The 23487-nt window shown below is 42.4% G+C and carries 14 protein-coding genes; 1 reads left to right on the top strand and 13 read right to left on the bottom strand.

The features are described 5' to 3' along the window. Positions 1-4 precede the first annotated feature (4 nt). From ACRRU2_RS20535 to cdaA, 10 genes are all read right to left on the bottom strand, one after another. The gene (locus ACRRU2_RS20535) at positions 5-1852 is read right to left on the bottom strand and encodes a DUF2194 domain-containing protein (RefSeq protein WP_432504588.1); all 1848 of its coding nucleotides are present in this window, start codon (positions 1850-1852) and stop codon (positions 5-7) included. A 1-nt stretch (position 1853) separates the two neighbouring features. Beyond that, the gene (locus ACRRU2_RS20530) at positions 1854-2747 is read right to left on the bottom strand and encodes a hypothetical protein (protein WP_432504585.1); all 894 of its coding nucleotides are present in this window, start codon (positions 2745-2747) and stop codon (positions 1854-1856) included. Positions 2748-2751: 4 nt separating this feature from the next. Next, positions 2752-4938, bottom strand: a complete 2187-nt coding sequence (locus ACRRU2_RS20525; RefSeq protein ID WP_432504583.1) for an NAD-dependent epimerase/dehydratase family protein — start codon at positions 4936-4938, stop codon at positions 2752-2754. Between the two features lie 254 nt (positions 4939-5192). Then, positions 5193-7901 carry a choice-of-anchor Q domain-containing protein gene (locus ACRRU2_RS20520; RefSeq protein ID WP_432504581.1) on the bottom strand — a complete coding sequence of 903 codons (2709 nt, stop codon included), beginning with the start codon at positions 7899-7901 and terminating at the stop codon, positions 5193-5195. 699 nt (positions 7902-8600) lie between these two features. After that, positions 8601-9848, bottom strand: coding sequence for a TraB/GumN family protein (locus ACRRU2_RS20515; RefSeq protein WP_432504579.1), 1248 nt, complete (start codon positions 9846-9848; stop codon positions 8601-8603). A 103-nt stretch (positions 9849-9951) separates the two neighbouring features. Continuing rightward, positions 9952-10629 (bottom strand): DUF4166 domain-containing protein, encoded by a 678-nt coding sequence (locus ACRRU2_RS20510; RefSeq protein WP_432504577.1) that lies wholly within the window; start codon positions 10627-10629, stop codon positions 9952-9954. Then, positions 10613-11572 carry a DoxX-like family protein gene (locus ACRRU2_RS20505; RefSeq protein ID WP_432504574.1) on the bottom strand — a complete coding sequence of 320 codons (960 nt, stop codon included), beginning with the start codon at positions 11570-11572 and terminating at the stop codon, positions 10613-10615. Before ACRRU2_RS20505 ends, ACRRU2_RS20510 begins: the two co-directional genes overlap by 17 nt. A gap of 313 nt (positions 11573-11885) precedes the next feature. Continuing rightward, positions 11886-13226, bottom strand: a complete 1341-nt coding sequence (glmM, locus tag ACRRU2_RS20500) for a phosphoglucosamine mutase (protein WP_331699148.1) — start codon at positions 13224-13226, stop codon at positions 11886-11888. Positions 13227-13307: 81 nt separating this feature from the next. Beyond that, a complete protein-coding gene (locus tag ACRRU2_RS20495; RefSeq protein WP_432504571.1) occupies positions 13308-14663 on the bottom strand; it encodes a CdaR family protein in 1356 nt (451 codons plus the stop codon). Continuing rightward, the gene (gene cdaA / locus ACRRU2_RS20490) at positions 14656-15498 is read right to left on the bottom strand and encodes a diadenylate cyclase CdaA (protein ID WP_331699150.1); all 843 of its coding nucleotides are present in this window, start codon (positions 15496-15498) and stop codon (positions 14656-14658) included. The genes ACRRU2_RS20495 and cdaA overlap by 8 nt, the downstream gene beginning before the upstream one ends. Positions 15499-15929: 431 nt before the next feature. Here cdaA and ACRRU2_RS20485 point away from each other — a divergent pair, with 431 nt between their 5' ends. Next, positions 15930-18128 carry an Ig-like domain-containing protein gene (locus tag ACRRU2_RS20485; RefSeq protein ID WP_432504569.1) on the top strand — a complete coding sequence of 733 codons (2199 nt, stop codon included), beginning with the start codon at positions 15930-15932 and terminating at the stop codon, positions 18126-18128. Positions 18129-18215: 87 nt separating this feature from the next. On the opposite strand, the gene ACRRU2_RS20480 is transcribed toward ACRRU2_RS20485, so the two are convergent. The 3 genes from ACRRU2_RS20480 to ppc form a co-directional block, all read right to left on the bottom strand. Beyond that, positions 18216-18857 carry a zf-HC2 domain-containing protein gene (locus ACRRU2_RS20480; RefSeq protein WP_432504567.1) on the bottom strand — a complete coding sequence of 214 codons (642 nt, stop codon included), beginning with the start codon at positions 18855-18857 and terminating at the stop codon, positions 18216-18218. Between the two features lie 99 nt (positions 18858-18956). Beyond that, a complete protein-coding gene (gene sigW / locus ACRRU2_RS20475; protein ID WP_432504642.1) occupies positions 18957-19514 on the bottom strand; it encodes an RNA polymerase sigma factor SigW in 558 nt (185 codons plus the stop codon). Positions 19515-20592: 1078 nt separating this feature from the next. Further along, complete coding sequence (ppc, locus tag ACRRU2_RS20470) at positions 20593-23397, bottom strand: phosphoenolpyruvate carboxylase (protein WP_331701599.1); 2805 nt, start codon at positions 23395-23397, stop codon at positions 20593-20595. Positions 23398-23487: the final 90 nt, after the last annotated feature.

Genomic DNA, 23487 nt, shown 5'->3' with positions numbered 1-23487 from the left:
GTTATCACCTGCCTAATCCTATTGTGAAATCTTGTTTAAAGGCTGTTACCAAATAGGTGTCCGTATCAATTTTTCTTACGGAACAATTAACTAGCTTGCCTATTTTTTTATCTGTTCTAAAAATAAAATATTGACTTTCTGCTTCGGAGGTAGTTTTTACCTTTAGTTCCTTATTATTTTTTATAACATCCATATTGCTTTGCAATTGATGAGCGACACCAATGGCGGCCTCTGCCGATGTAATACTGCGCAGCCAAGGATAAGTGGTATGAAGACGTTCCAGCAAGTGCTCAAAGTCTCTGTATAGATCCTTCCATTTTTGCTGGCGTCCTCGGTCTTCATCCAATAAATCGTCCGGGTGAATAAAATGAGAAAAAACGCCTATGGATGTTATTGTATTGGCCTCCACCCATTTGTTATATTCAGTATCAAAATATCCTGAGGTTACCCTTGGCATCTCTATAATGCCATCATCTGCTATTTCGAATTCCTGCACATAGGCCCGATTAGATGGGTCGACCATATACAAAGAGGAAATGACTGCAAGTTCCGGCCAAGCATTGACCAAAGCTTGCCTGCCCTCGGCCCCCAACACATTGGAAGGCGGTACATAGGACATAACAGCATATTTTGGAAAGGCTCTAGCAATATAATTTAAAACCGTTTTAACGGAAGCTTCCATATCCTCTTGGCTATCCCATATTTTGTATTCAAAAAAGTCAGCGACTTCTTTGTTCATCTGCAATGACTGATGATTATAACCGTGAATGCCTATCTCACCGCCGCTTTTAATTACCTCTCTGCCATATCCTATTAAATTATGCAGTTCCTCATCATCTAACGGTACAAAAGGAGCATGCACATTATCTTGATAGGTTTGAATCGCAACCGCAGTATACTTAATGTCATGAAGCTTAGCGGCTTTAATCATTTGCGGCCACCATATTTCATGAAAAAAAACAGGCGTCTCTCTTTGATATTCCGCATAAATCGTATCGTTGATTCCCTGAGGGATAGGCGCAGGAAAATCATCCATATAGAATAGCTTTGTATTAAAAATCGGGTAAATATAGTCTGGCTCCAACATGCTTATGCCGCCTGCAATTAACCCCCTTGTGTCCTTTGTATCTAAACTGCTGCCATTAAAAACAAGAAAGGCACCCGAACCGTACTGCTTTTTCCACATTAACGGATAGTTTTGGCCCGTCCGTGCCATTAGCAGGACATCCTTCTCTATTTCCCCGGCAAGTACATTGTTGTAGATAAAATTTTCTTTATAGGAAACTCCCGATTGATTGACTAACACATTTGAAGTCAGATCAATGCCAGTATCCCCTACCAAATAAGCAAAGCTTACAAACCCAAGCTTTCGATAAATTTGAATAAAGGTATCAGTCGGATCATCCAATCGCATAATGAACATATATCCGCCATTAGAAACATAATTCTCTATCTCTTTAACTTCATCGTTTAGAAGCTGTAGCGACGCTGTCATTAGTACAGCTTGACACTGTTCAAAATCAACGTCTCCATCCGTTAAATCAACAGTTGAATGGGGCTGTTTCATATAGTTTAATACTTGCTCTGTATTATTTTTAATTCCGATACTTAACTCATCGTGCCCATCAAACAATAAGCAATAATTGCGATTGCTCGGCTCCGAAAGATCAGGTTTCTTTTTGCCAGAGGCAAAATAATTTTGTTTAATCGTCTGATATTTTTCCTGCAAGCTGCCATTATGACTGAACTCCAGTACAAACTTAGATCTGGCGATTTGCGTAGCTATTGCAAGCAACAACACACATACGAGAATGATATATACATTACGTCTAAATTTAACATCCTTATTCATATTACGCTCCCTCTGACCAAAACCTTACCATTGTAAGAGCATGATTGGATAAACTTATTGGTGCCCGCTTCAACCTATCCAATGTTTCATTTAATTTAGGATAGGATTTCATAACATAATAAACTTTTAACATACATAAATAAGCAGCCTCACTATCTGGAAACTGTTCCATATACATTTTGGCGCTTCGCTCTGCATCACTATAAGCTTGAAGAACGATTTCAAGTTCTATTTTTTCTTGGTATGCCCATTCAGAGCTTTCATCCAGCTTTATATACTGGTTCAAAACCGCCAAATACGTATAACGATTTTTCAATAAAGTACGCTCATCTAGAAATCCGCTGCGCATATAGGCATGCAAAACCTCCGCATAAGTACGAACTACAAGCAAGTCCGACGAATCCGTTTCAAATTTCACGGCTAGATCCTGCAGAGCGAGCTGCAGTTTCCTCTTCGTTTCCATAATAGCACTTACTGCATAATGGGAAGTTTCTGTATCCTCGTTACTAACTGCACGCTGTAGTATTTCCAAGTAATTAATCGCATCCTGCTTTAATACATCTATCATGACCTTTCGCCGAGTTTGATGTTCGCTCACTAATAAAGCTTCCTCAATTGGAATAACATCAAGTTCCTGCTTCCGTTCAACCTGCTTGTATACACCTATGCGTCTTATTTTATGTTCTTCTTGTTGACGAGTAACATAATCCTCGAAAGCTTCTTTAGAATTACTTGTGAATAGCTTCGACCAAAATAACGGAAGCAGCCATCCTACAACTGGTAGGACGGCAACCATTATTACCCTAATTAACCATTCTTGCCATGACTTACGGTAAAAAAATGTAATCAGCAGGAGGGAAACAAGTATATATATTCCGTACATCATCCAATACATGCGATTACTCCTCTCTTACTGCCCGTAACTCAATTGAAGCATGTGCCAAGCGTTGCAATATCGGGTTAGAATCCTCTATGCTCGTATTTGAAAGCAATACTAACATTTCATTATTTTTATTAAGTCCGACATAATCAGTTTCTCTAAGCTTTGATGAAACATGCATGGCAGCCTCAATCAGCGTAATGTTACTTAACTCTGCTTTTAATAACAAAAACGGTACCTGATGCTGATCAAACGCCTGAATTTTTGAATTCAATATTTCTTGGAATATATCAGCCTGTAATAATGTTGAACCTTCCATATAGCGCTGTGATTCGGTTGCATCAATATAAGTGAATGCTTTGCTGAGAGCAGAAGAAATAAGATCCACCGTGATACGGAACAAATTTTGATGATATAGGGAAAAGCTTTCAAAGGTCAACCCGTCAATCGCAATAACAGCAGCAATGCGATCCTTATGCATTATTGGGGCTACCATCAAAGGAATACTATCCTCTAATTGCCGATTTATATATATTTCTCCTGTTTGGAGAATCATCGTTAAATAGTGATGATCAGACACTTTAAGTGATTTCGGTAATGTATCCAGACTGTAGCCAGAGCTTGCCAATAAACGCAAATAAGATTGCTGTGGATTTACAGTGTATATTGTTACCTTTGGTACATGCATAATCGATTTTACTACAGTAACAGCCGCGTTAAATACTTGCTCCGGCTCAAGACTTTCCAACTCCTTGGTGGCGGCATAAATCTTTCCATAGCTGTCCCCTGAGTTTAAAATACGAAGCTGCAGCTCATCCTTAACTTCACGTACCTCTGTATAAACATTTTCAAGAAATTCATATCGTTCATTTACCTCGCTTACCTTCTGCTCTTGCTGTTGAATAATTGTATTTTTTCTTTCTATTGAGTATCCAACAACTAGCCCGATAAAGAGATAGATGGCAATTTGAAAGAAGAAATCTGTATCATAGGTTAAAGAAATAATATCTCTTCCATCTAGCAGCTTTTGATATACATATAAGCCAGATGATAGAACTACAGCTAGTATAGCCTGCCGGTTGCCATATAAAATTCCTATAATCGTAATATAGAATAGCTTTACATCAATTGCTCCATACGAGCTATTGGCATAGGTTAACGTAAGCCAAGCAGTTAATAAAAACGCTACTATATTTTCAATCGATGGCAGCAGTCGTTTGAAACCCTCCTGCAGTTTAATTTGCATTGGGGACTTTAACACAGCACCTGCAGAGGCCGCTGTTTGTTGCTCTGCACTTTGTTGAATGAAAGAATGCGCTGTTCGCTTTAGCCCTTCTTCAATCGTATATAACGGTGACCAGTCAAAATCGCGCATAACTCGGGTATTATCGAGTACCGAATGATCGATATCACCTACCCTCTTCTCTGTATAGACAACTTCTTTTAAGGGCTGTATTTCGCCAAGAACGGATATTATACGATTTACACTGGTTTGCTGGTTAACAGACAAATTATAAATGCCTGACTGATAACTATTTGCTCCCCGATAGATCGCATAAGCAACATCTTCTACGTAAATAAAATCGCGAGTCTGTTCACCGTCACCATATACAAGAAGAGGCTGTTCTGCAATCATGCGGTTCATAAAAATAGAAATTACGCCGCCTTCCCCCAAACCATCCTGGCGCGGGCCATACACATTAGAAAAACGCAAGCCAAGAGTGGAAAGACCATATAGCTCTTCCCATTTACTAGAATAAAGCTCACCACTCAGCTTACTAATGCCATAAGGCGAGATCGGTGAACAATGTGCATCCTCTGTAATCGGCAATTGTTCTTGCAAGCCATAGACAGCAGCTGATGAAGCATAAATAAATTTTTTAACATGGTGCTCTGCCGATAAATTCAGCATATTGACAAGACCAAGAACATTGGACTCCGCATCAACAGTAGGTTGGGCAACTGAGTGAGCCACACTTACCTGTGCAGCTAAATGTACGACGATATCAAACTTATTAGATCGAAATATTTCTGCACATTTAGAATCCTCGACAGATAGGATGTAACCTTTATGCTTGAAGGTGATATTTTCCTTTTTCCCAGTGCTTAAATTATCAATTATGTAAATATCATGTCCTTCTTTATGAAAACGATCTGCAACATGAGAGCCAATAAACCCATATCCACCCGTTATCAATACCTTCATCGTAACACCGCTTCCGCATCATATTCTTCGACAACAATATCCATTTTCTTTCAATTTGACTAAAGATTATTTTACCATACGGCCAAAAACAGCACTATAGTTTCAACAAAATATTTTTTAAATCGACAGCACAATACGACTAATTTCTCGCACAAAAAACTCCCATGCGATCATTCTCCTTAAGACCTTTAACATGGGAGCAATACACTTTATTCATTATTTTACAGAATAGAACTGATATATTTCTTAAATTCTCACTTTAACCTATACGAAATCATGTCGTCTTTGGATGGCAGTTTATCCGTTTTAGTGTCATCCAGCAGAACACCCAGCTTAATATTTTGCCCGGGAGCTGCATTCAATTGCTTGAGGGGTATCGCTATCTCTGCAAGCTTTGAACTTGAAGCATATAAGTTAGCTTTTGTTAAATTAACTTCTTCCTTAAACGACCACTTTTCACCATTTCCTGCATAGCTGTAATATCTGCCCGACTCTAACAAATAATCAATGCCAGCAGTCGTCCAGTTAGATGTTTTGTAGCCTGTTGATTCATCCATATCAGAATTAAAATATACTTGAAGCTTCCCTGTAAGCTTCGATCCCTCCACCAGCATATAGAGATACTCTGCATCATTGGTTATTTTTACTGACTTAACTTTGCTGCCGCCTGATGCATAAACCGGGACATTGCTCCACTCATTATCTTTGCCATCAACAACTACAAGCGACGGTGTTGGTGTTGGTGTTGGTGTCGGTGTCGGTGTCGGTGTTGGTGTCGGTGTTGGTTGCGTTGGCTTTGGCGTAGAACTTGGCTGACCTTCATCTGCTTGAATAACTGCCATAGAATTACTTAACGGCAGCTTATCAGAAGCAGAGTCCTTCCATACATAACCAATAGAAACTTTACCCGCTGCCCCATTTAAATCTGATAAAGGTATAGCATACTCCACAACTGTCGCATTAATAGCGTACTGCTGTGTCTTTTTATATGACGCAACTTTTGACCAGTTCCAATTTGTTCTGCCTGTGCCACTATATTTATATAATGTACCATCTTCAATCATATACTCTGATCCATTGCCCGCCCAATAAGGAGCTGCAAATACTGTTTCATCCGAACCTGTACTTATAAACAGCTGGCCTTTTTCTTGAAGAAGATTTCCGGTTATGAGTACATACAGCGTTTCCTCTATAATCGTTGCTTTCATTGATCTTACATTCGAATTGCTTGAGCTTAGCTCAGGATAAGCTTTCCAATCCTCACTCACGCCATCAATTTTGATCTCAGTCGAAGGTGTTGTCGTTGGTATAGGCGTACCTGGGTCAGAGGTAGGCGCTAGAGTTGGAGTTGAAGTCGGCTGCGGTGTAAGGCTCGGCTCTGGCGTCTGAGATGGTTCCGGCTCAGTAACGGGTTCGCTGCCAAACTCTGCTGCTCCTATATCAATAGCCTTTCCTGCTGTTCTCACCTGACTATAGTAATCCAACTTCGCTATATCGCCAAATTCACTAGTACCTGCGTCAATAGCTGGCGAAATATCTTGCAAATGAATATCTTTTTGTTCAATATTAATAAGCATCGGATCTGCATAAATTGAATTTGTATCAAAACCAGTGGCCTTTTTGAACTCCTCCCAAGATTTATATGAGATGCCATCATAACGCCAGCTGGTGGAGCTTTGTCCATCAGAACGATAATACAAATTGTAATCTATAATATTTCCGCTACCCGTTTTACCGTATTTATCAATAAATTTCTTCTTAGGAAACGTATATATAATATTATTTACAAATACATTATCTACATTATGATTCTGTAATGTGATTTCCCCGTAGCCTTGATTCAAAGTATCATTCATATAGAGCGTATTATTAGCAATTATATTTTTTGCCGCCCCGCCGTTATCTGTGCCCGATCCGCCCATTATAATTCCTGCACCATGATTATGATGCAAGTAGTTATTTCGGAGAATCACGTTACTAGTAGTTTTTCCATAAATCTCACTGGCCAGTTCTACTCCAAAATTACTATTAAACACCTCATTGTATTCCACAACAATATTTGTTCCGCCATCCACATAGATACCTCCTGCAGCGCGATGGCCTAAGCCGCCATATGCAGGATTCGTTGATGTATCTATATTATAAACAAGATTATAAGCTACAACCCCATCACGAGCTTGATCCTGACACGGACTGGAGCAAGTATTGTAATGACCGATAATATCGATTCCTATATTGTTATTATCATGAACGATATTACGATCCACACTAAAGTTTTTAATATTGCCATCCAAAGTGAGTGATTCGCTTGAGCCAGAGATCAAATGATGAATTTCATTCCCACTAATTTTAATATTCGAAATAGGTGTAGCAGAGTCTCCATTGACAATTACACCATGTGCATTGCCTTTAGTCGCATGATTTTCAATTCGATGAATGTTATTGTTTAAAATATGAATATTGGAACCGCCGCCCTGTACCTTTAGGCCTGAGATATAATCATTAGAGCTAGTTGTAGACAAGCCGCGGATTTCAAACCCTTGTACAACAATAAAGCTTGCCCCACGAATATTTAGCAAGGAACTGCTGCTGCCCGGCTTCAAGCTTCCCCCTTCAATAACCGGCTGTTCGCCCGGGTAAGCCTGGAAGGTTATATAACCTGCTGCCGCTGAGCCGGAACTCCTAATCGTAACGAACTCTTCGTATATTCCGCCCCTTACGAGAACCGTCTCCCCCGCTGCTAGCGTATTTGCAGCCTTTTGAATCGTACGCCAAGGCGCATCTATCGTGCCTGCATTAGAATCGTTCCCATCTGTTGCAACATAATATACTTTCCCTGGAAAGTGATTATTTGAATGTGCAGTCATAGGCAAATAGGCAAATACAATCATCAGAGTCATAAGCACGGCAAAGCCGATCTTGACTTGCTTCAAAACCCATTCATGTTTACTCATTGATCTCATTATGAAGTACAGCCCCCCTCCATTCTAAATGTATGACTATCTATTGTAATTGCGAGAGAATATAAGGAGTCATGTAGATTTCTATAATCGAAGTGTAGCATATCCATTTATTCTTTCACATGGACAACCATACAACTATTCGAGAAGAACTGACCTTTAGTCTCCTGTACCAAAGTATTGCCAATATTTTTACATCTATTTTTTATCTAGACTATAACAAAAATCACCATTTTTTTCTACGAAATATTATCATATCACAAAATTAGCTGTCGATACTTATCGATTGTCATGGGATACGACTGGCTTTCTTTGCATCAATGGTTGGATAATCACTCCAGTCGGATCAATTGCTTTCCTCCGTTTGCGCAAAATGTCTCGACATGGTCTCTCGTTCCGTTATTTGTCTTAAAAGCGCCATTTTTAAAATTTCGCGGTCACACATTCCGCTATCCGCCTCTAAAATGGGCTTTTTATGCGATTTAGGGATCAATAACGGAACGTCTGTCACTTTGCTGCTTCAAAACTGCGATTTTGGGCGTAATAACGGAACGACTGACCAGCTAGAAAAATTGGCGATTCATTGTGGATAGAGCAGAAAGCAAGTCACCGTTAGTGCGGTGTAAACGAATGACGGCGGCAAATAAAAAGGCGCAGGCCCCAGGGGGATGCCCTAGAACTTGCGCCTATGTTTTCTATTTATTATTGCTGTTCAACCGTCAATCCTTGTTGCTGCAAAAGAGTAACGATGCCATGCTTGCCCACCATATGAAGCGCGCCTACAACAACAAAGTAGGTTGTCGGCTCTTTGCTGTTCAGATAGCCCTGAATCTTATCGACCATTGCAATATTGCGATCCTCGATCATCGCTTTGTAATACTCTGGAACTTGGGCGACGTCTTCAGTCATTGCTGTTAACAGCTTCTCATCGCCTGTAACCCACATTTGCGACAGCATATCAACGCCGGAAGCTTCTTCGCTTTCTTCAGAAAAGCTTTGCAGCGTTCCGACCAGCAAACTTTCCTGCAGCTCTTTGGAGAAGCCGTCAAACATTTCTAGTTGGGATTGGTATGTTTCGAGCTCCAAAATAGGTAGTCCACTTTCAAGTGCCCGCGTCATGAAATATAGATCAATTCCTAAACCGGCATCAAATTCCGCGTTGGCCATTTTCAAATAAGAGAGTGAATTGGAAACGTTCCAAACCTTCACTTGATCTAAAGCATTTGCAGGAAGTCCCATCTCAGTAAGCACTTCGCCGAGCAGCTCATAGGTTTCCTTGGAAATATGGTCCGGCAAAGTTGTGCCGTCTTGATATGTAGCGATTTTTTCAACAAATTGTTGGATCTCAGGATCTCCGCCTTTAGTGATATCCACCTCTACAGCCAAATGATCAGCTTGTGCAAAAGCATCCTCGATTTCAGCGCGAAGCGGATACATAGCCTCATTAGCAACATGGATCGAGCCAAGCAAATAAACGGTATTGCCGTTTTGCTCCACTTTCCAAAGGAATCCGCGGCTTGCCTCTTTCTCTACAATCGCTGCAATGCGGAGCTCTTGATCCCATGACACTTCATAGCCAGCAGTCTCTGCGATAAAGCGTAGCGGAACCAATGTGTTTTTATTTACGATCTTTGGTGCAACTGTTAACGTATGCTCTTCATCATTGACTAATGCGGTCGTATTATTAATTTGCATAACGATACTCAAGCTTTTTTTAGAAGCTGTAACAACCTTATGCTCATCATCCCAGCCAATCTCAAAGCCCAGCTTTTCCAAAAAAGCTCTGACAGGCACTAAGGTTGTTCCTTTTTCAATAATTGGAGCCTGATTGCCAAATTGAATCTCTTCATTGTTAAACCATACAGAAACTGGTTTGGCTTCCGCCTGAGCGCTGGTTGCAAAGGCCAGCATCATCACGATAGATAAAAGAAGTGCTGTAATTTTTTTCATCTATTAGCCTCGATTCTATTATTTTGTATGCCAGTTATACAAATATTTGGCACAACCTATAGTACGGCCAATTTTCATTTTAGTTTCATAGAATTAATATAATCTATTCTCTATCTTCCTGGCGCAACGGCTTCGCATCAAACGGCAATGCAGACTGCGGCATAGCGATAAAACTAGCCTGAAAACTGCCTTGATATTGAAACACGCAGCCTATTAACGGATTATGAACGGCTACATTAATTTTATATTGCTCCTGCTCGTCATCATACCATTCACATACACTAGCTGCGCCAGTAAATGAGCGTGGAATGCGGAACTGCAGCCACCCTTCATAAAAGCGCTGATCGCCCGAGCGGATTTGTATTCCCCCGCTTGAAGCGACGGATACGTCAAGATCAACAGCCAAATGCTGTTTGTTGCCCAGATAATCCACAATGCGATTGCGTTGTTGACTATAGATCATAGTGGCATCAAATTTACGCAGCTTATTTTGGAATTTAAACTGCCTGTTCCATGTGACCGTTTCCCGGCCAAATGAATCTCGATAGGCATAATTTTCAATTCGGAAAGGAACTCTCTTCCCTCCCTGAGGGAACATAATATGACGAAGCGTGCCTAGCTGCAGCGGCAATGCAGCCCATTTTGAAAACGATATAAAATCCATCACGCCATAACCAATAGAAGCTATGCCTGCCTCACTATTGAAGCCAAAACGCTGCCGGATTCGCGGATGAAGCTTATTAAAATCATCACCAAGCGCCTGTTCATAAATGGATGCCATCTATTTTCCCTCCCGCCCGCTTATTTCGCACAGCTCTTGATTCAGGACTTCGCAAACAATTCCCCGCTTCCGGAAGATCTCGGCTGGACAAATACGCCAAAATACAAAAACCAATCATAGAGCCGCTGAGTGTCAGCGGGTTAAAAGGTGCTTGCAGCAGCTCTGGCTGCCCTATCAATGCTGCTACTGCCAACAGCAGCAGCAGCACAATTTGACCTTTGTAAACCTGCTTCTTTTTGTGCCAAATCATCGTTATAAACCCGACACCTACTTCTGCTGCGCCCAAAAGCTGCAAAACAGGCTTTTCCCAGCCCGAAAACCAGCCCAATTGCTGCAATAATTGAACCTCTCCGCCCAATGGATACATTAATTTCGGAACAACACCCTGATATATCCATAAAAATGCGAGTAAAAATACACTTAAGTAATGAATCGCCGCCTTCTGAATTACAGAGGCTGGCTGCATTCCTTTTTCCAGCCACAATCTGAGTAAATCAAAGCTCCAAGCGGTTGCATAGCCAAAAAAAGGCCGGAACAGCAGTCTGTCGCACCAGCGTCCCAAAAATCCAAACCGGGTCTGATAATCAAACTTCGTTTTAAATGCGATTTTATTAACAGAAGGCTCATACTTCCAAAAGCCGCTTCCTTCTCGAATTAAAGAAATTTTTTGATCTGAGCAAAAGAATAGAGAAGACGCTCTTCCTTGTTTTTCACAAGGTTTGCTGGATTTTGTCATGCCTGTTCCTTTTATGCTTATGCCAAATCCAATGTTCGTACGGTATAAAAATCGCTGCTGCTCATCATTAGGGTTACGTGGCAAGTACTTAATTTCTGAAAAGCGCAAATCCCATTGCTCATGCAGCTCAGGCCGTTGCGTATGCTCCCACAATGCCTGCATGCTCGTATCAATATCAATTTCCACATAGATTGGCTTGCTTTTCATCACTGTAACCTCCGATCCTACTTAAAGCTTATAGCATTTTCGGGAGGTTGATCAGTACTATTTTTTGTAGGACCTGAGCAGCTGGATAGCCTGATCTCAAGAATAAATGGCTCCGCCGTCCTCTGGAACAAGGATAAACGGGCTCTGCCGTCTTTCGCTAGAACGAAGGAGGCTCATTTACCGATGAAAAAAAACTGCCCCAACCTTTAGTTAGGACAGTCATTTATCGACAAATTTTATTTCCTTGGAAATAGACAATTTATGACAAGCTGTATGATGTAAATTAGATTAGTGCTGATTCATTTTTTCTTTACTAGCTAAGCTCTTTCTGCACAATCGCTGCGATTTGATCGACATATGCATCGACCTCATCTTTGTCCGGACCTTCGGCCATGACGCGAATAAGCGATTCTGTACCGGAAGGACGAACAAGGACGCGACCGTTATCGCCAAACTTGGCTTCTACTTCTTGAACAGCCTGCTCAATGGCGGTATTTCCAGCGTATTTGCTTTTATCCGCTACCCGGACATTAACCAGCTTTTGTGGATATTTGCGCATAAGCGACTTGAGCTCGCTTAGCTTTTGACCAGTGCCTGCCACGATATCGACAAGGTGAAGTGCTGTAAGGATACCGTCGCCAGTTGTAATGTAGTCCAGCAAAATGACATGGCCTGACTGCTCTCCGCCAAGATTATAGCCGCCCCGGCGCATTTCCTCCATGACGTAACGGTCGCCTACAGCTGTTTTGGCTGTATGAATGCCTGCTTTCTCCATACCTTTGAAGAAGCCGATATTGGCCATCACTGTCGTCACGATTGTATCGTGCTTAAGCGTTCCTGCAATTTTCATGGCATTGCCAATAATGCTTAAAATAAAGTCGCCGTCTACTTCTTCGCCATTGTTATCGATTGCGATTAAGCGGTCAGCATCGCCGTCAAAGGATAATCCCAGGTCAGCTTGATGCTCTAGCACCTGCGAGCTTAAATACTCCGGATGCGTGGAGCCAACGCCTGCATTAATATTAAGCCCGTCCGGTTCGGCTCCTACTGCAATAACGTCTGCGCCAAGATCGCGGAACACGTCTGGCGCAAGCTTATAGGATGCGCCGTTTGCGCAATCAAGTACGATTTTTAATCCGGTAAACTTATTTTTTATCGTCGTTTTCAAGAAGCTCAAATAACGATTGCCCGCTTCATAATCTCTTGTTACTGCACCGATATCTCCGCCGATCGGACGAGGCAATTGATCGATTTCGGCATCCATCAAGCGTTCGATTTCCAGCTCTGTCTCATCAGACAGCTTAAAGCCGTCGCCGGCAAAAAATTTTATGCCATTATCCTCTACCGGGTTATGCGATGCGGATATCATAACGCCAGCATCGGCTTTGAGCTCTCTTGTTATATAAGCAACAGCAGGAGTAGAAACAACTCCCAGACGAACAACGCTTGCTCCAATCGATAACAAACCTGCTATAAGCGCCGATTCCAGCATGGGGCCCGAAATTCGTGTATCTAAACCTATTACAACGGTTGGCTTATGCGCCTGCCCGGTAAGAACATATCCTCCACAACGGCCAATTTTGTATGCTAATTCAGGAGTCAGTTCTTTATTTGCAATACCACGCACACCATCGGTCCCAAAATATTTCCCCATTTCTCTTGCTCCTTCACCCTGATCTCTGTATATCATAAGCACTACTGCCCTATTTCGTTAACTATTTCACTACTATTTTCACTAAGGCTCGCCTTCACCGTTGCTGTCATCAGGCGGAGGGCTTTCTTCCTCCTCCGGCCTTCCAATGACCTCTTGGTCATCCGTTTCCTCTCCGTTGCCGCTGCCTGGCGTTTCCTGCGCCATGACTTCGACGACAACCGTCAGCTGCTGCTCACTGCTCGATACCGGGAAAACATGCGGCGGAAGCTCCACTTCCAAAGGAAGCGTGTGTGTCCCTGCATCCAAATCATCTATATTTGCAGTGATTTGAATATTGCTTGCTTTCAGCTCTGCAAGTGCCGATTCGGAGCCGCTTACGATTAAATCCATACGGCCTGAGGCCGGAGAAACGATTTTAACATCAGTGCCTTTGGAAGTCCCTTGCAAATGAATAGGCAGCGCCGACATCGTCTTTGTAATGGAGCTCTCTACGTTAACTTGAACTGATATTTCGGCAGGCGATACCGATTTTACCCCGTCTACAGCAGCTGCTTTCACTTTATACGTTCCCGATTGCTTGATTTTGGACAAATCTACAACGTAGCCATCAAAAATCGTAATATTATCCAGCTCTGCTTTGTCTGCATATACGGTTGTCTGATTCACCTCAGGCTTTACTGAAACGATGCTCATGCCTTCAGGCAAAGTGCCAGAATAGCGGATTTGAATAGGCACCTGTTTGTTAGGCCAAGTAACTGGAACTTCTACATGGATCGAATCTGGAACAACAACCGCGCCACTCATTTCATTGCCTTGCGTATCGTAAACGACAACCTTTGCTTTTTTGTTTACAACCGTTTTGTCTGCACCGCTAATATCGACATTAGCGACAACTGATCCTACCTGGCTCATATCATCGCTCGGCAGTGTCACCTTCACCTTGCTGCCACCCTCAGACATTACCGCAGGCGTACCTACTACCAGACCTTCAACCGGGCTTCCTTGCGTAATGACCTGCACATCATAATCTTTTGTTACAATTTCCTCTACTCGCACGGTTACTAATTGAGGCGAAAGCTCCACTTTCTGAATGCCCTTAGGAAGCTTTACCGTGAGCGGAAGCTCATGTATTCCTGGCTTTACATTTGATAAATCTACATTAACAATATACTGATCATTGGAAGCGGCAAATAAATGGGTAATACGTCCTTCAACGACGAGCCTGGCAACTGTAGGCTCCATAGCTGTCAATGTAAATCGTTCCGTATCCAAGCCCACAGGCATTATTGAAATAGCTTCGATAATTTTAGTATCCGTACTGGATGTTGCTGTCTGTGGTGACGTTTCAGGATCGATATGTACGACTGCCCATAACAATACTGCTAACAATAAAGATATTATTTTTAATGCTGTTGGATGATTCAACCATTTATCCATTGCGCTCTCCTTTCCGTTTCCAGAACGCGGAGGCTGCTGATCGTTTCTTGCCTGGAGTACTGGATTTAGGCAGTAGCTCCTCAAACAGCTTGGAAATCAAAGACTCTTCATTAATATCACGGACAATCATCCCATTCATCGTGAGCGATACTTGTCCGGTTTCTTCAGAAACGACTACAGCCAAAGCGTCGCTTACCTCGCTTACGCCGATTGCGGCGCGGTGTCTAGTTCCCAGCTCCTTGCTAATAAACGGATTTTCGGACAAGGGCAAATAACAGCCAGCTGCCATAATTTGCTTGCCTCGTACAATGACCGCACCATCGTGCAATGGAGTATTAGGTGTAAATATGTTAATCAACAGCTCGGAAGTAATCCGCGACTCCATTTGAACTCCGGACTCTATCAGCTCGCTTATACCGGTCTGCCGTTCAAAAACAATCAGCGCGCCAATCTTTCGCTTGGACATAAACTGAACGGCCTTAATTAATTCATCAACCTGTTCACTCAAATCCTGCCGATCAATATTGGAGGAGCGCGAAAATAAATTGCCCCTTCCCAACTGCTCCAATACACGTCTTAACTCAGGCTGAAAAATAATGATTACTGTTAAAATTCCTAACGTAAACATTTGATTCATTAACCATTTTAGCGTATATAAATTAAACCACGTACTGATTGCCCAAGTTGCCACAAGTACAAAAATTCCTTTAAGCAGCTGAACAGCTCGAGTACCACGCACCAGGACCATTATCTTGTAAATAATAAAAGTGACAATGCCAATATCGATAATATCCTTGATTCCATCCTGCCACGTTAAGTCAGAAAAATAACTCATAAGCCAACCCCCAGCAGCTTACCACATTTGTCTCTTTATCTTTTTATTCATTCTTTTGTGAGCAATAAGTAATTTCTATATTTTACAACGAAACTCCTCTTTTTCATACCAATGTCTTCTTAGATGAGAAACATTTCAGATGCCATTAATAAATACTGCTATCCGTTACTCTAATTGTAACTTATATTACCCTATAATATCAAAAAAAACAGGGCTGTCTAGGAAGTCGCAGATTAACCCTATCGTCAGGGCCGTTTTTGGTGTTTGAGGAAGCGTTTTCGGCCGAATGAAGCTCATCAGTTATTTAACAAAACTTTCGATATTAATCAGAATTCCAAAATATGTTTCAATTTACACTTCAATTTATGAAACGAAAAACCGTTATATAGTAGAAGACTTTTTTTATTTTAATGCAGGAAGGACAGGATGAAGTGAGCAGAAAACATAGCAGATTTATGATCCAACTAAACCCGAAGATGTGGCTGGCAAGCCTATTAGCCGTTTTGCTGATGACTGTTACATTTGCGGATTTAGCAGCAGCTGCAGAAGAACAGGTGACAGGTATTGAATTTCAATATGATGATGCCAATTATAATAACAGTACCTCGTCGCTTGAAATGTTTGTCGAAGACAATAAGGTGCATGTATCCGTCCTCGCTTCCATTGCAGGCTCTACTTCCAAAAAGGATGTAACAGCCGATGCTGTATGGAAATCTACCAACACCTCTTACGTTAAAGTAGACAAAGGGATTTTAACTGGTGTTGGCAAGGGAACAGCAACGATCAGCGCGGTATACAAAGGCTATACGATTTCTATAAAAGCTAGCTCAGACTATATGTACGATAGTGTAAAGCTGATGGATAAAGATGAAGCTGCGCCTGCAAAAATACAGGTGGAGCTGGGACAATCATTGCGTTATACATTAAACGGCACGAAAAATGGTGTAACAGAGGATGTTACTTCCGAAGCCATTTGGACAACCTCCAATAGCAGCGTAGCTACTGTTGATGAAGGTGAAATTAAACTAACAGGCACTGGAACAGCTACCATAACAGCCAAGCTTAAGGGCAAATCTGCCAGTATTGCTTTAACTGTAAGCTCTCCTTACAAATCGATTGTAATTGCACCGAATCAACTGCTGGAGCTTGAGGTTGGCGCCGATGATACGGCGCTTGCAGCAACTGCTTACCCTAAAACGGGCGGGTCCTTGAATGCTACAGATAAAGCTGTCTGGACAACAGGCAATGCTAAAGTTGTAAAGGTTGAAAAAGGACTAGTAACGCCTGTAGGTGCAGGAAAAACGACAATTACCGTTTCACACATGGGTGTGTCTGCTTCGATTGATGTTGTTGTAAGAACACCATATCAGTCGATTCGTCTAACGCCGGAAAAAGAATTTCATATGCTGCTGCAGGATAGCCCGCTAAACATTCGTGCAGAAGTGCTTAGCAATTCTAATGTGTCCTATGATGCAACCTTACTTGCAGATTGGACTTCCTCTAATGTAGTTGTGGCTACTGTATCCAATGGAGTTGTTGTTCCCAAAGAAATCGGAACGACTAAAATTACGGCTTCCTACAAGGGAGTAAGCCGCAGCATTGATGTTCAAGTATATCCAAGCATCAATAAGCTGACGATTGAAAATAAAACAATCGACGGCTTTGGCGGGACTTCCGGAGAGCTCCCTACAGTGATGGGCACTACTTTCGATGGTACAAAGGTTGATGTATCCAAGCTTGTAAAATGGCATTCCTCTAATAACACTGTTGCAGAAATAAAGGATGGCAAGTGGAAAGCCAATGAAATTGGCGAAACGGCTCTAATTGCAACTCTTGGCCATATGTCTGCAGAAACGAAGCTAATCGTTCATGTAAAGCCGCTTAAGCTCATCCCTGAATCGAAGGAACTAAGCATCATTATCGGTAAAGAAATTTCTTATCCAGCTGTAACGGTTATTAATGTGGATGGAGAAGAGGAAGATGTAAGCAAATCGATCAAATGGGAATCGAATAGTGATAATATTGTTTTAAAAGAAAAAACGATTAAAGGTCTTGATCAATCAACCGTTACTTTAACAGGCACATATTTGAATAAGTCCGTTTCAGTGAAGGTGAAAATTGAAGAAGAGATAGTGAAGATTGTTGCAGAGCCGACAGAATTGCTGCTCAATCCAAACAAATCAAAGTCCATAAAAGTAACAGGATACTATAAATCGGGCAAATCAGTTGTTCTGAGCTCGAAAATAGATTGGACCGTTGCGAACCCTGCGTTGGCGGCAGTAAACGGACGTACGGTTAAAGCTTTGAATCCAGGAACCACTGTCGTAACAGGCAGCTACCAAGGCGTTAAAATATCTATTCCAGTAAAAATAACACCAAAAATCAAGTCGCTCACAGCTTCCGACAAATCGTTGAAGCTGACGAAAGGGGCTTCTGGATCTGTTGAAATTACAGCAAACTATACAACTGGCGAACCAGTTATTGTGACAGATGCAGCTGTTTGGACAACCTCCAAGGCAAGCGTTGCTACTGTTAAAAATGGTAAAATTCAAGCGGTAGCAAAAGGAACAGCAACAATTAGAGCAAGCTTCGAGGGCAAGACCGTGACAATACGAGTAACCGTTAAATAATAAAATAAAGCTTCAAAAAACAGACAAAAGGCAGCGCAAGGAAAATTTCCTTGCGCCGCCTTTTCATATATGCCGACTATTTCACTATTATGGCGTAATTCCGCTTAAAGTAGAGGTGATTTTGTACCAAAACCAATCAAGTGCTTGGTCAATTTGTCTAATATTACCGGCTATCTTGCCTGTAGATGCAAGCATCATGCTTCCGTCAATAACTGTAATATTGCCGTCTACCTCGCCTCTGACTTCAATTATGCCATTCTCTACCGTTAAATTGCCGCCAATATGCGCACCTTCAGGTACGATTACCTTATTTCCTTCAAAAACGAGCTGCTGTGAGTCTAGTCCAGAAACAGCTACAATAAGCTCAGAGTTCTCACTCCATGAGGCAAATAATCCACTAATCATTACTAATATAAATACAACTGCTGCCGAAAGAAATGGATGACGGTATATATAACGTACTACACCGTTACGCTTCTTCTTCTGCTTCGGGAGTTGTCCTAGTATACGCTCCTGTAGGTTTTGAGCTGCAGCTGCATCATATCCCGACTCAGACCTCATAGCCTCAAATGAAAAATATGCTGCCGCATCAGTCTTTTCTAGCTGTTCTAATTGTTTGCTGCATGAAGGACAAGAGTTAACATGCGCTCGAAGTGTCAGGATTTCTTCTCGTGGCAATTCGCCGTCTAAATAATCATGCATTTTGCTTATGGCGATTTTGCATTCCATAGCAGCCAGTCCCTTCTTTCCCTTTACTCCATAATTACAATCTCAATATAGGATACGTTGCTTTTCCAATAACGTTTCACTTTTATTTAGAAAACCCTTTTATAGACGATGCTCCAATTTTTTACGAAGTAAATCCCGCCCGCGGTGCACCCTCGTTTTAATCGTCGTAACAGGCATCTCTACAATATCGCTAATTTCTTGCAAGGATAAATCTCTTATGTAACGCAAAATCATAATACCTTTATACTTCGGGGGCAAGCCATCCATCGCTTCCCGGATAATACGCTGTGTGTCCGTTATAATCATCTCTGATTCCGGCGTAATCTCATCGCTTGGCAGCATCGAGTAGCCGTCAAGCCCTTCATGCTCGCTCGACTCCGCATCCAGGGAATACGTCGGCCTTCGGCGGCGCAATCGATCGATACATAAATTCGTAGCAATGCGATAAATCCACGTAGAAAACTTTAAGGATGAGTCATAACGGTCCAGATTTTTATAAACGCGAAGAAAGGTGTCCTGAACGACATCCTCCGCCTCCTGCTTGCTATTCAACATTCGATATGACATATGAAAGAGCTTGTCCTGGTACAAGCTAACAAGCTCTGCAAATGCTCGCTGGTCTCCCTTCAGGGAAAGCCTGACAAGCTGATTCTCTATCTCGTTCACGTTGCGTCTTCCTCCAAACGTCTCTCACGTCGTACTGCCAGCAACAAATGCGTGATATCAAAGATAAACGGCTCCGCCGTCCTTTGGACTGGCGCGTTTACCGATGAATTATAAGCATGAACTTATATTCAACTTACGCCTTTATCGGCTATCATTTGCAATCATTGTTAAAAATCGTAAAATCAACAATACAGTGACTTACTTTCATTGCTGCTTCAAGACCTAATTATTATTACTATATTCATTCTAGCAAATATACTCAGGAACATGAAGCGCTAATACTCTTTTTCTGAAAGAAAAACATAAACTAATCATATTATGTCCATATGTGACACGTTTCATGAAGATTTATGTTATTGGCAAGGCATCAAAGTAACTATAAGGAATTAGCACTGCGATCATGTTCGGGCTTCCGACCGCTGCTGTACGCTACCGCTTCTCCGGTCCCAATCTTGCTCTCCATTTCCTAATTCCTCCTCACTCCTCGATATAAATTGTTGGGATGAAGGATCTAACGGTTGCTACAGAGCCTATTCATTAAAAAATATGATGTTTTTAAACCTAACGGTTGCCATTGCCGCTATTCAATCCATATCTGCTAAAAATACGCCAAAATTTCGAAATAGCCGCTAAAACAACCGTCAAGAAGAAACGCTGCGCGTCCTTGGCTAAGGATGTGCCGTTTCTCGGTGAAATATAGGAACAAGTATAAGGTTAAAACATATAATTTCCTATATTTTAGAAAATTTAACAGTACGAAAACAGCACTTTAGCGGCTGTAGCAACCGTTACACACTTTGGGCGCCAAAGTAACGATTCATAATAACCAATGCGACAAGGTGAAACGGCTGTCGCCGTCCTTATGGCGATCATAAGTTTCATTCCGGCGAAATATTAGAACAGGTATAGGCAGAAAACTTATACTTTCTAATATTTCAAGAAAAAACGCTGCGCTCCTTTGTTAAGGATGCGCCGTTTCTCGGTGAATACTTAAAATAGGGGGCGGACAACCCCTTGTAATTTAAAAAAAGGGCTTAACATGTCATTCCATGTTAAGCCCTTTATCCGATTAGCCCGTATTGCGAAGGCCGGCAGCAATTCCGTTGATAGTGAGCAGAACCTCACGCAGCAGCGCTGCATCATCCTGTTCATTTTCGCGCAGCTGGCGAAGCTCAGACAATAGCTGAACCTGCAAATAGCTAAGCGGATCAACATAAGGGTTGCGCAGACGGATAGATTCCTGGATCACAGGCACACTATCCAAAATCTCGGCTTGCTTCGTAATTTCCAGAATTAGCTTGGAAGTAAGCTCATACTCTTCTTCAATTTGCTTGAAGATACGATCGCGGACTGTTGCGTCCTTAATCATAAGCGAATACTCTTTGGCGATAACAAGATCAGCCTTCGCAAGCGCCATCTGAAGGTTGTCAATAAGCGTGCGGAAGAATGGGAACTGCTCGTACATTTCCTTCAGCTTCTCCAGCTTAGCCGGTTCATCATTAATATATTGGCGGAACGCCGTACCTGCCGCATACCATGCCGGCAGCAAATAACGGCTTTGTGTCCAAGCAAATACCCAAGGAATAGCGCGCAAATCTTCAAAGCGGTCACTATTTTTGCGTTTTGAAGGACGAGAACCAATGTTCAGCTCGCCAACTTCAGGCAGCGGTGTAGACTCTTTGAAAAACTGCAAGAAATCCGGGTCACGGAAGATCAAATCCTGATATTTCGTCAAAGCCGTTTCAGAAATTGAACGGGCTATATCGTCCCATTCCGCTTCTTTCACTTTATCGTCTTCAGGATATTTCGCTAGACGGGCCGCTGTAATCAGAGCCCAAGTCGCTTGCTCCAAGCTGCGGTAAGCAATGCCTTGCATCGAGTAACGGGAAGACAGCACTTCGCCTTGCTCCGTAATCTTAATGCCGCCGCCTACAGTTGAAGGAGGCTGAGCCAGAATGCTGCGGTTAAGCGGCATGCCGCCACGGCCTAGTGCACCGCCGCGTCCATGGAAGAACTTCAGCTTCACGCCGTAATTGCTCGCCATTTCAGTAATATCGCGAAGAGCAACACGAAGCTCCCAGTTTGCCGTAACGACTCCGCCATCCTTGTTGCTGTCAGAGTAGCCAAGCATAATTTCATGCAGATTGCCGCATGCTTCAATAGCCTTGCGATAGACAGGCATTTCAAACAGCTGCTTCATAATACCAGGCGCAGCATGCAAGTCGTCGATCGTTTCAAACAGCGGAACAGATTGCAGCGTGCAGGTTACTGTTCCATCCTGGTCTTGATGGAAAAGGCCGACTTCTTTGGCAAATACCATAACCTCCAGCATGTCGCTTGCCGCTTCTGTCATACTGATCAAATAACTCGAGATACAATTCACGCCAAACTCCTGCTGTGCGCGATAAATCGTTTGATATACATCCAAGCACTCGCGAGTAGACTCAGAGTAATTCAGATGGCTGGATGTAAGCGGTCTTGGATCATTCAACAGACGATGGAGCAGCTCTGTTTTATCCGCTTCACTCAGTTCAGCATAGTTTGGAACGATATTCATAAGAGATAAAATCTCTGTCATCGCATTTTCATGCTCTTGGCTGTGCTGACGCACATCCAATGCTGCCAAATGGAAGCCAAATAGCTCAACTTGTCTAATTAGCTTCGCAACGGCTGTATCTGCCACGTAATCCGCATAATGGCTGCGCAGGCTGCGATCGATAATTTTCAAATCTTCCAGCAGCTCATTCGGGTTGCTGTAGCGAAGCTGTGCATTTTTAACGGAATCATTGCGAGTATTAGCAAGCTTTTCAAGAATAAAGCCGATCTTGATGCGGTAAGGCTCCGACAAATTACGCCAAAGCTCAATATTTTTAAGCTCAATTTGCTCACGATCTGAACGGATGGAAGCGATCAGCTCCGGTGTAACCGTAACAAGATTCGTGCTGAAGCTTAGCAGCTCCATTAGCTCTTGCAGCTTTTCTTCATACTTTTTAATGACGAGTTGGCGATGAAGGGTTAGAGTCTCCCATGTAACATGGGATTTCACAGATGGATTGCCATCTCTATCTCCGCCAATCCAGGAGCCGAAGCGCAAATAATCATGCACATGCCAATGGTGCTCCGGATAATATTTCGTCAAACAACGCTCCAATTCTTCATACACATTAGGAAGTACCTCGAATAACGTCTCATCAAAGTAATACAGCCCGTTGCGTACTTCATCGATTACGGTCGGCTTGCGGTCGCGCAGCTCGTCAGTCTGCCAAAGAATGAGCACTTCATTCATCAGCTTTTCCTTCAGCTTCTCGCGCTCGCGATAGGTAAGAGTCGGGTTGTCCAGCTCCGTCATATCATCTGCTATACGCTTATGGATATCAAGCACAGCACGACGTGTCGCTTCAGTCGGGTGAGCTGTCATAACAAGCTCCAGGGAAATACCGTTAATCATTTCCTTCACATCTTCGATCGATGTGTTGCGCTCCTTAAGCTTCTGAATAGCACTTTCAATGGACCCGCTTTGTACAGCCTCTCCTGCCGTAACCTCGTAGTCTCTTTTTCTTCTGATGCGATGATTCTGCTCTGCAATATTCACTAATTGAAAATAAATTGCAAACGCACGAATCACTTGCTGTCTAATTGACGGGTTAATCGATGAAATGGTCGATTTAAACTGTTCGTATAGCTCTGGCACAAATTCCGCGCGCACAGCCTTGCTCTGCTCACGGATTTGCTCTACGATATCAAACAGCTCGCGTCCGCCTTGATGAACGAGAACTTCACCAAGTATATTGCCAAGAAAACGAACATCACGACGCAGCAGATTGCTAGGTTGAGATCGATTAGCCGCCACTGTGGATGAAGATTGATCCGACATACTGTTCCTCCTACAAATCTGTACAGCAAACTCACTTTGAAAGCATCCGCCATAATAGACACATGCCTAATTGCATTTCGTAAGTATACT

This window comes from Paenibacillus sp. GXUN7292 (genome assembly GCF_050864975.1).
Lineage (GTDB): Bacteria > Bacillota > Bacilli > Paenibacillales > Paenibacillaceae > Pristimantibacillus.
The sequence above is the reverse complement of the archived record's forward strand: the minus strand, read 5'-3'. Positions and strand labels throughout refer to the sequence as shown.

What these genes read in the sequence shown, in the direction of transcription:
- ACRRU2_RS20535 (WP_432504588.1), bottom strand. Translation starts at nt 1,852, where the DNA reads ATGAATAAGGATGTTAAATTTAGACGTAATGTATATATCATTCTCGTA.
- ACRRU2_RS20530 (WP_432504585.1), bottom strand. Translation starts at nt 2,747, where the DNA reads ATGTATTGGATGATGTACGGAATATATATACTTGTTTCCCTCCTGCTG.
- ACRRU2_RS20525 (WP_432504583.1), bottom strand. Translation starts at nt 4,938, where the DNA reads ATGAAGGTATTGATAACGGGTGGATATGGGTTTATTGGCTCTCATGTT.
- ACRRU2_RS20520 (WP_432504581.1), bottom strand. Translation starts at nt 7,901, where the DNA reads ATGAGATCAATGAGTAAACATGAATGGGTTTTGAAGCAAGTCAAGATC.
- ACRRU2_RS20515 (WP_432504579.1), bottom strand. Translation starts at nt 9,848, where the DNA reads ATGAAAAAAATTACAGCACTTCTTTTATCTATCGTGATGATGCTGGCC.
- ACRRU2_RS20510 (WP_432504577.1), bottom strand. Translation starts at nt 10,629, where the DNA reads ATGGCATCCATTTATGAACAGGCGCTTGGTGATGATTTTAATAAGCTT.
- ACRRU2_RS20505 (WP_432504574.1), bottom strand. Translation starts at nt 11,572, where the DNA reads ATGAAAAGCAAGCCAATCTATGTGGAAATTGATATTGATACGAGCATG.
- glmM (WP_331699148.1), bottom strand. Translation starts at nt 13,226, where the DNA reads ATGGGGAAATATTTTGGGACCGATGGTGTGCGTGGTATTGCAAATAAA.
- ACRRU2_RS20495 (WP_432504571.1), bottom strand. Translation starts at nt 14,663, where the DNA reads ATGGATAAATGGTTGAATCATCCAACAGCATTAAAAATAATATCTTTA.
- cdaA (WP_331699150.1), bottom strand. Translation starts at nt 15,498, where the DNA reads ATGAGTTATTTTTCTGACTTAACGTGGCAGGATGGAATCAAGGATATT.
- ACRRU2_RS20480 (WP_432504567.1), bottom strand. Translation starts at nt 18,857, where the DNA reads ATGGAATGCAAAATCGCCATAAGCAAAATGCATGATTATTTAGACGGC.
- ppc (WP_331701599.1), bottom strand. Translation starts at nt 23,397, where the DNA reads ATGTCGGATCAATCTTCATCCACAGTGGCGGCTAATCGATCTCAACCT.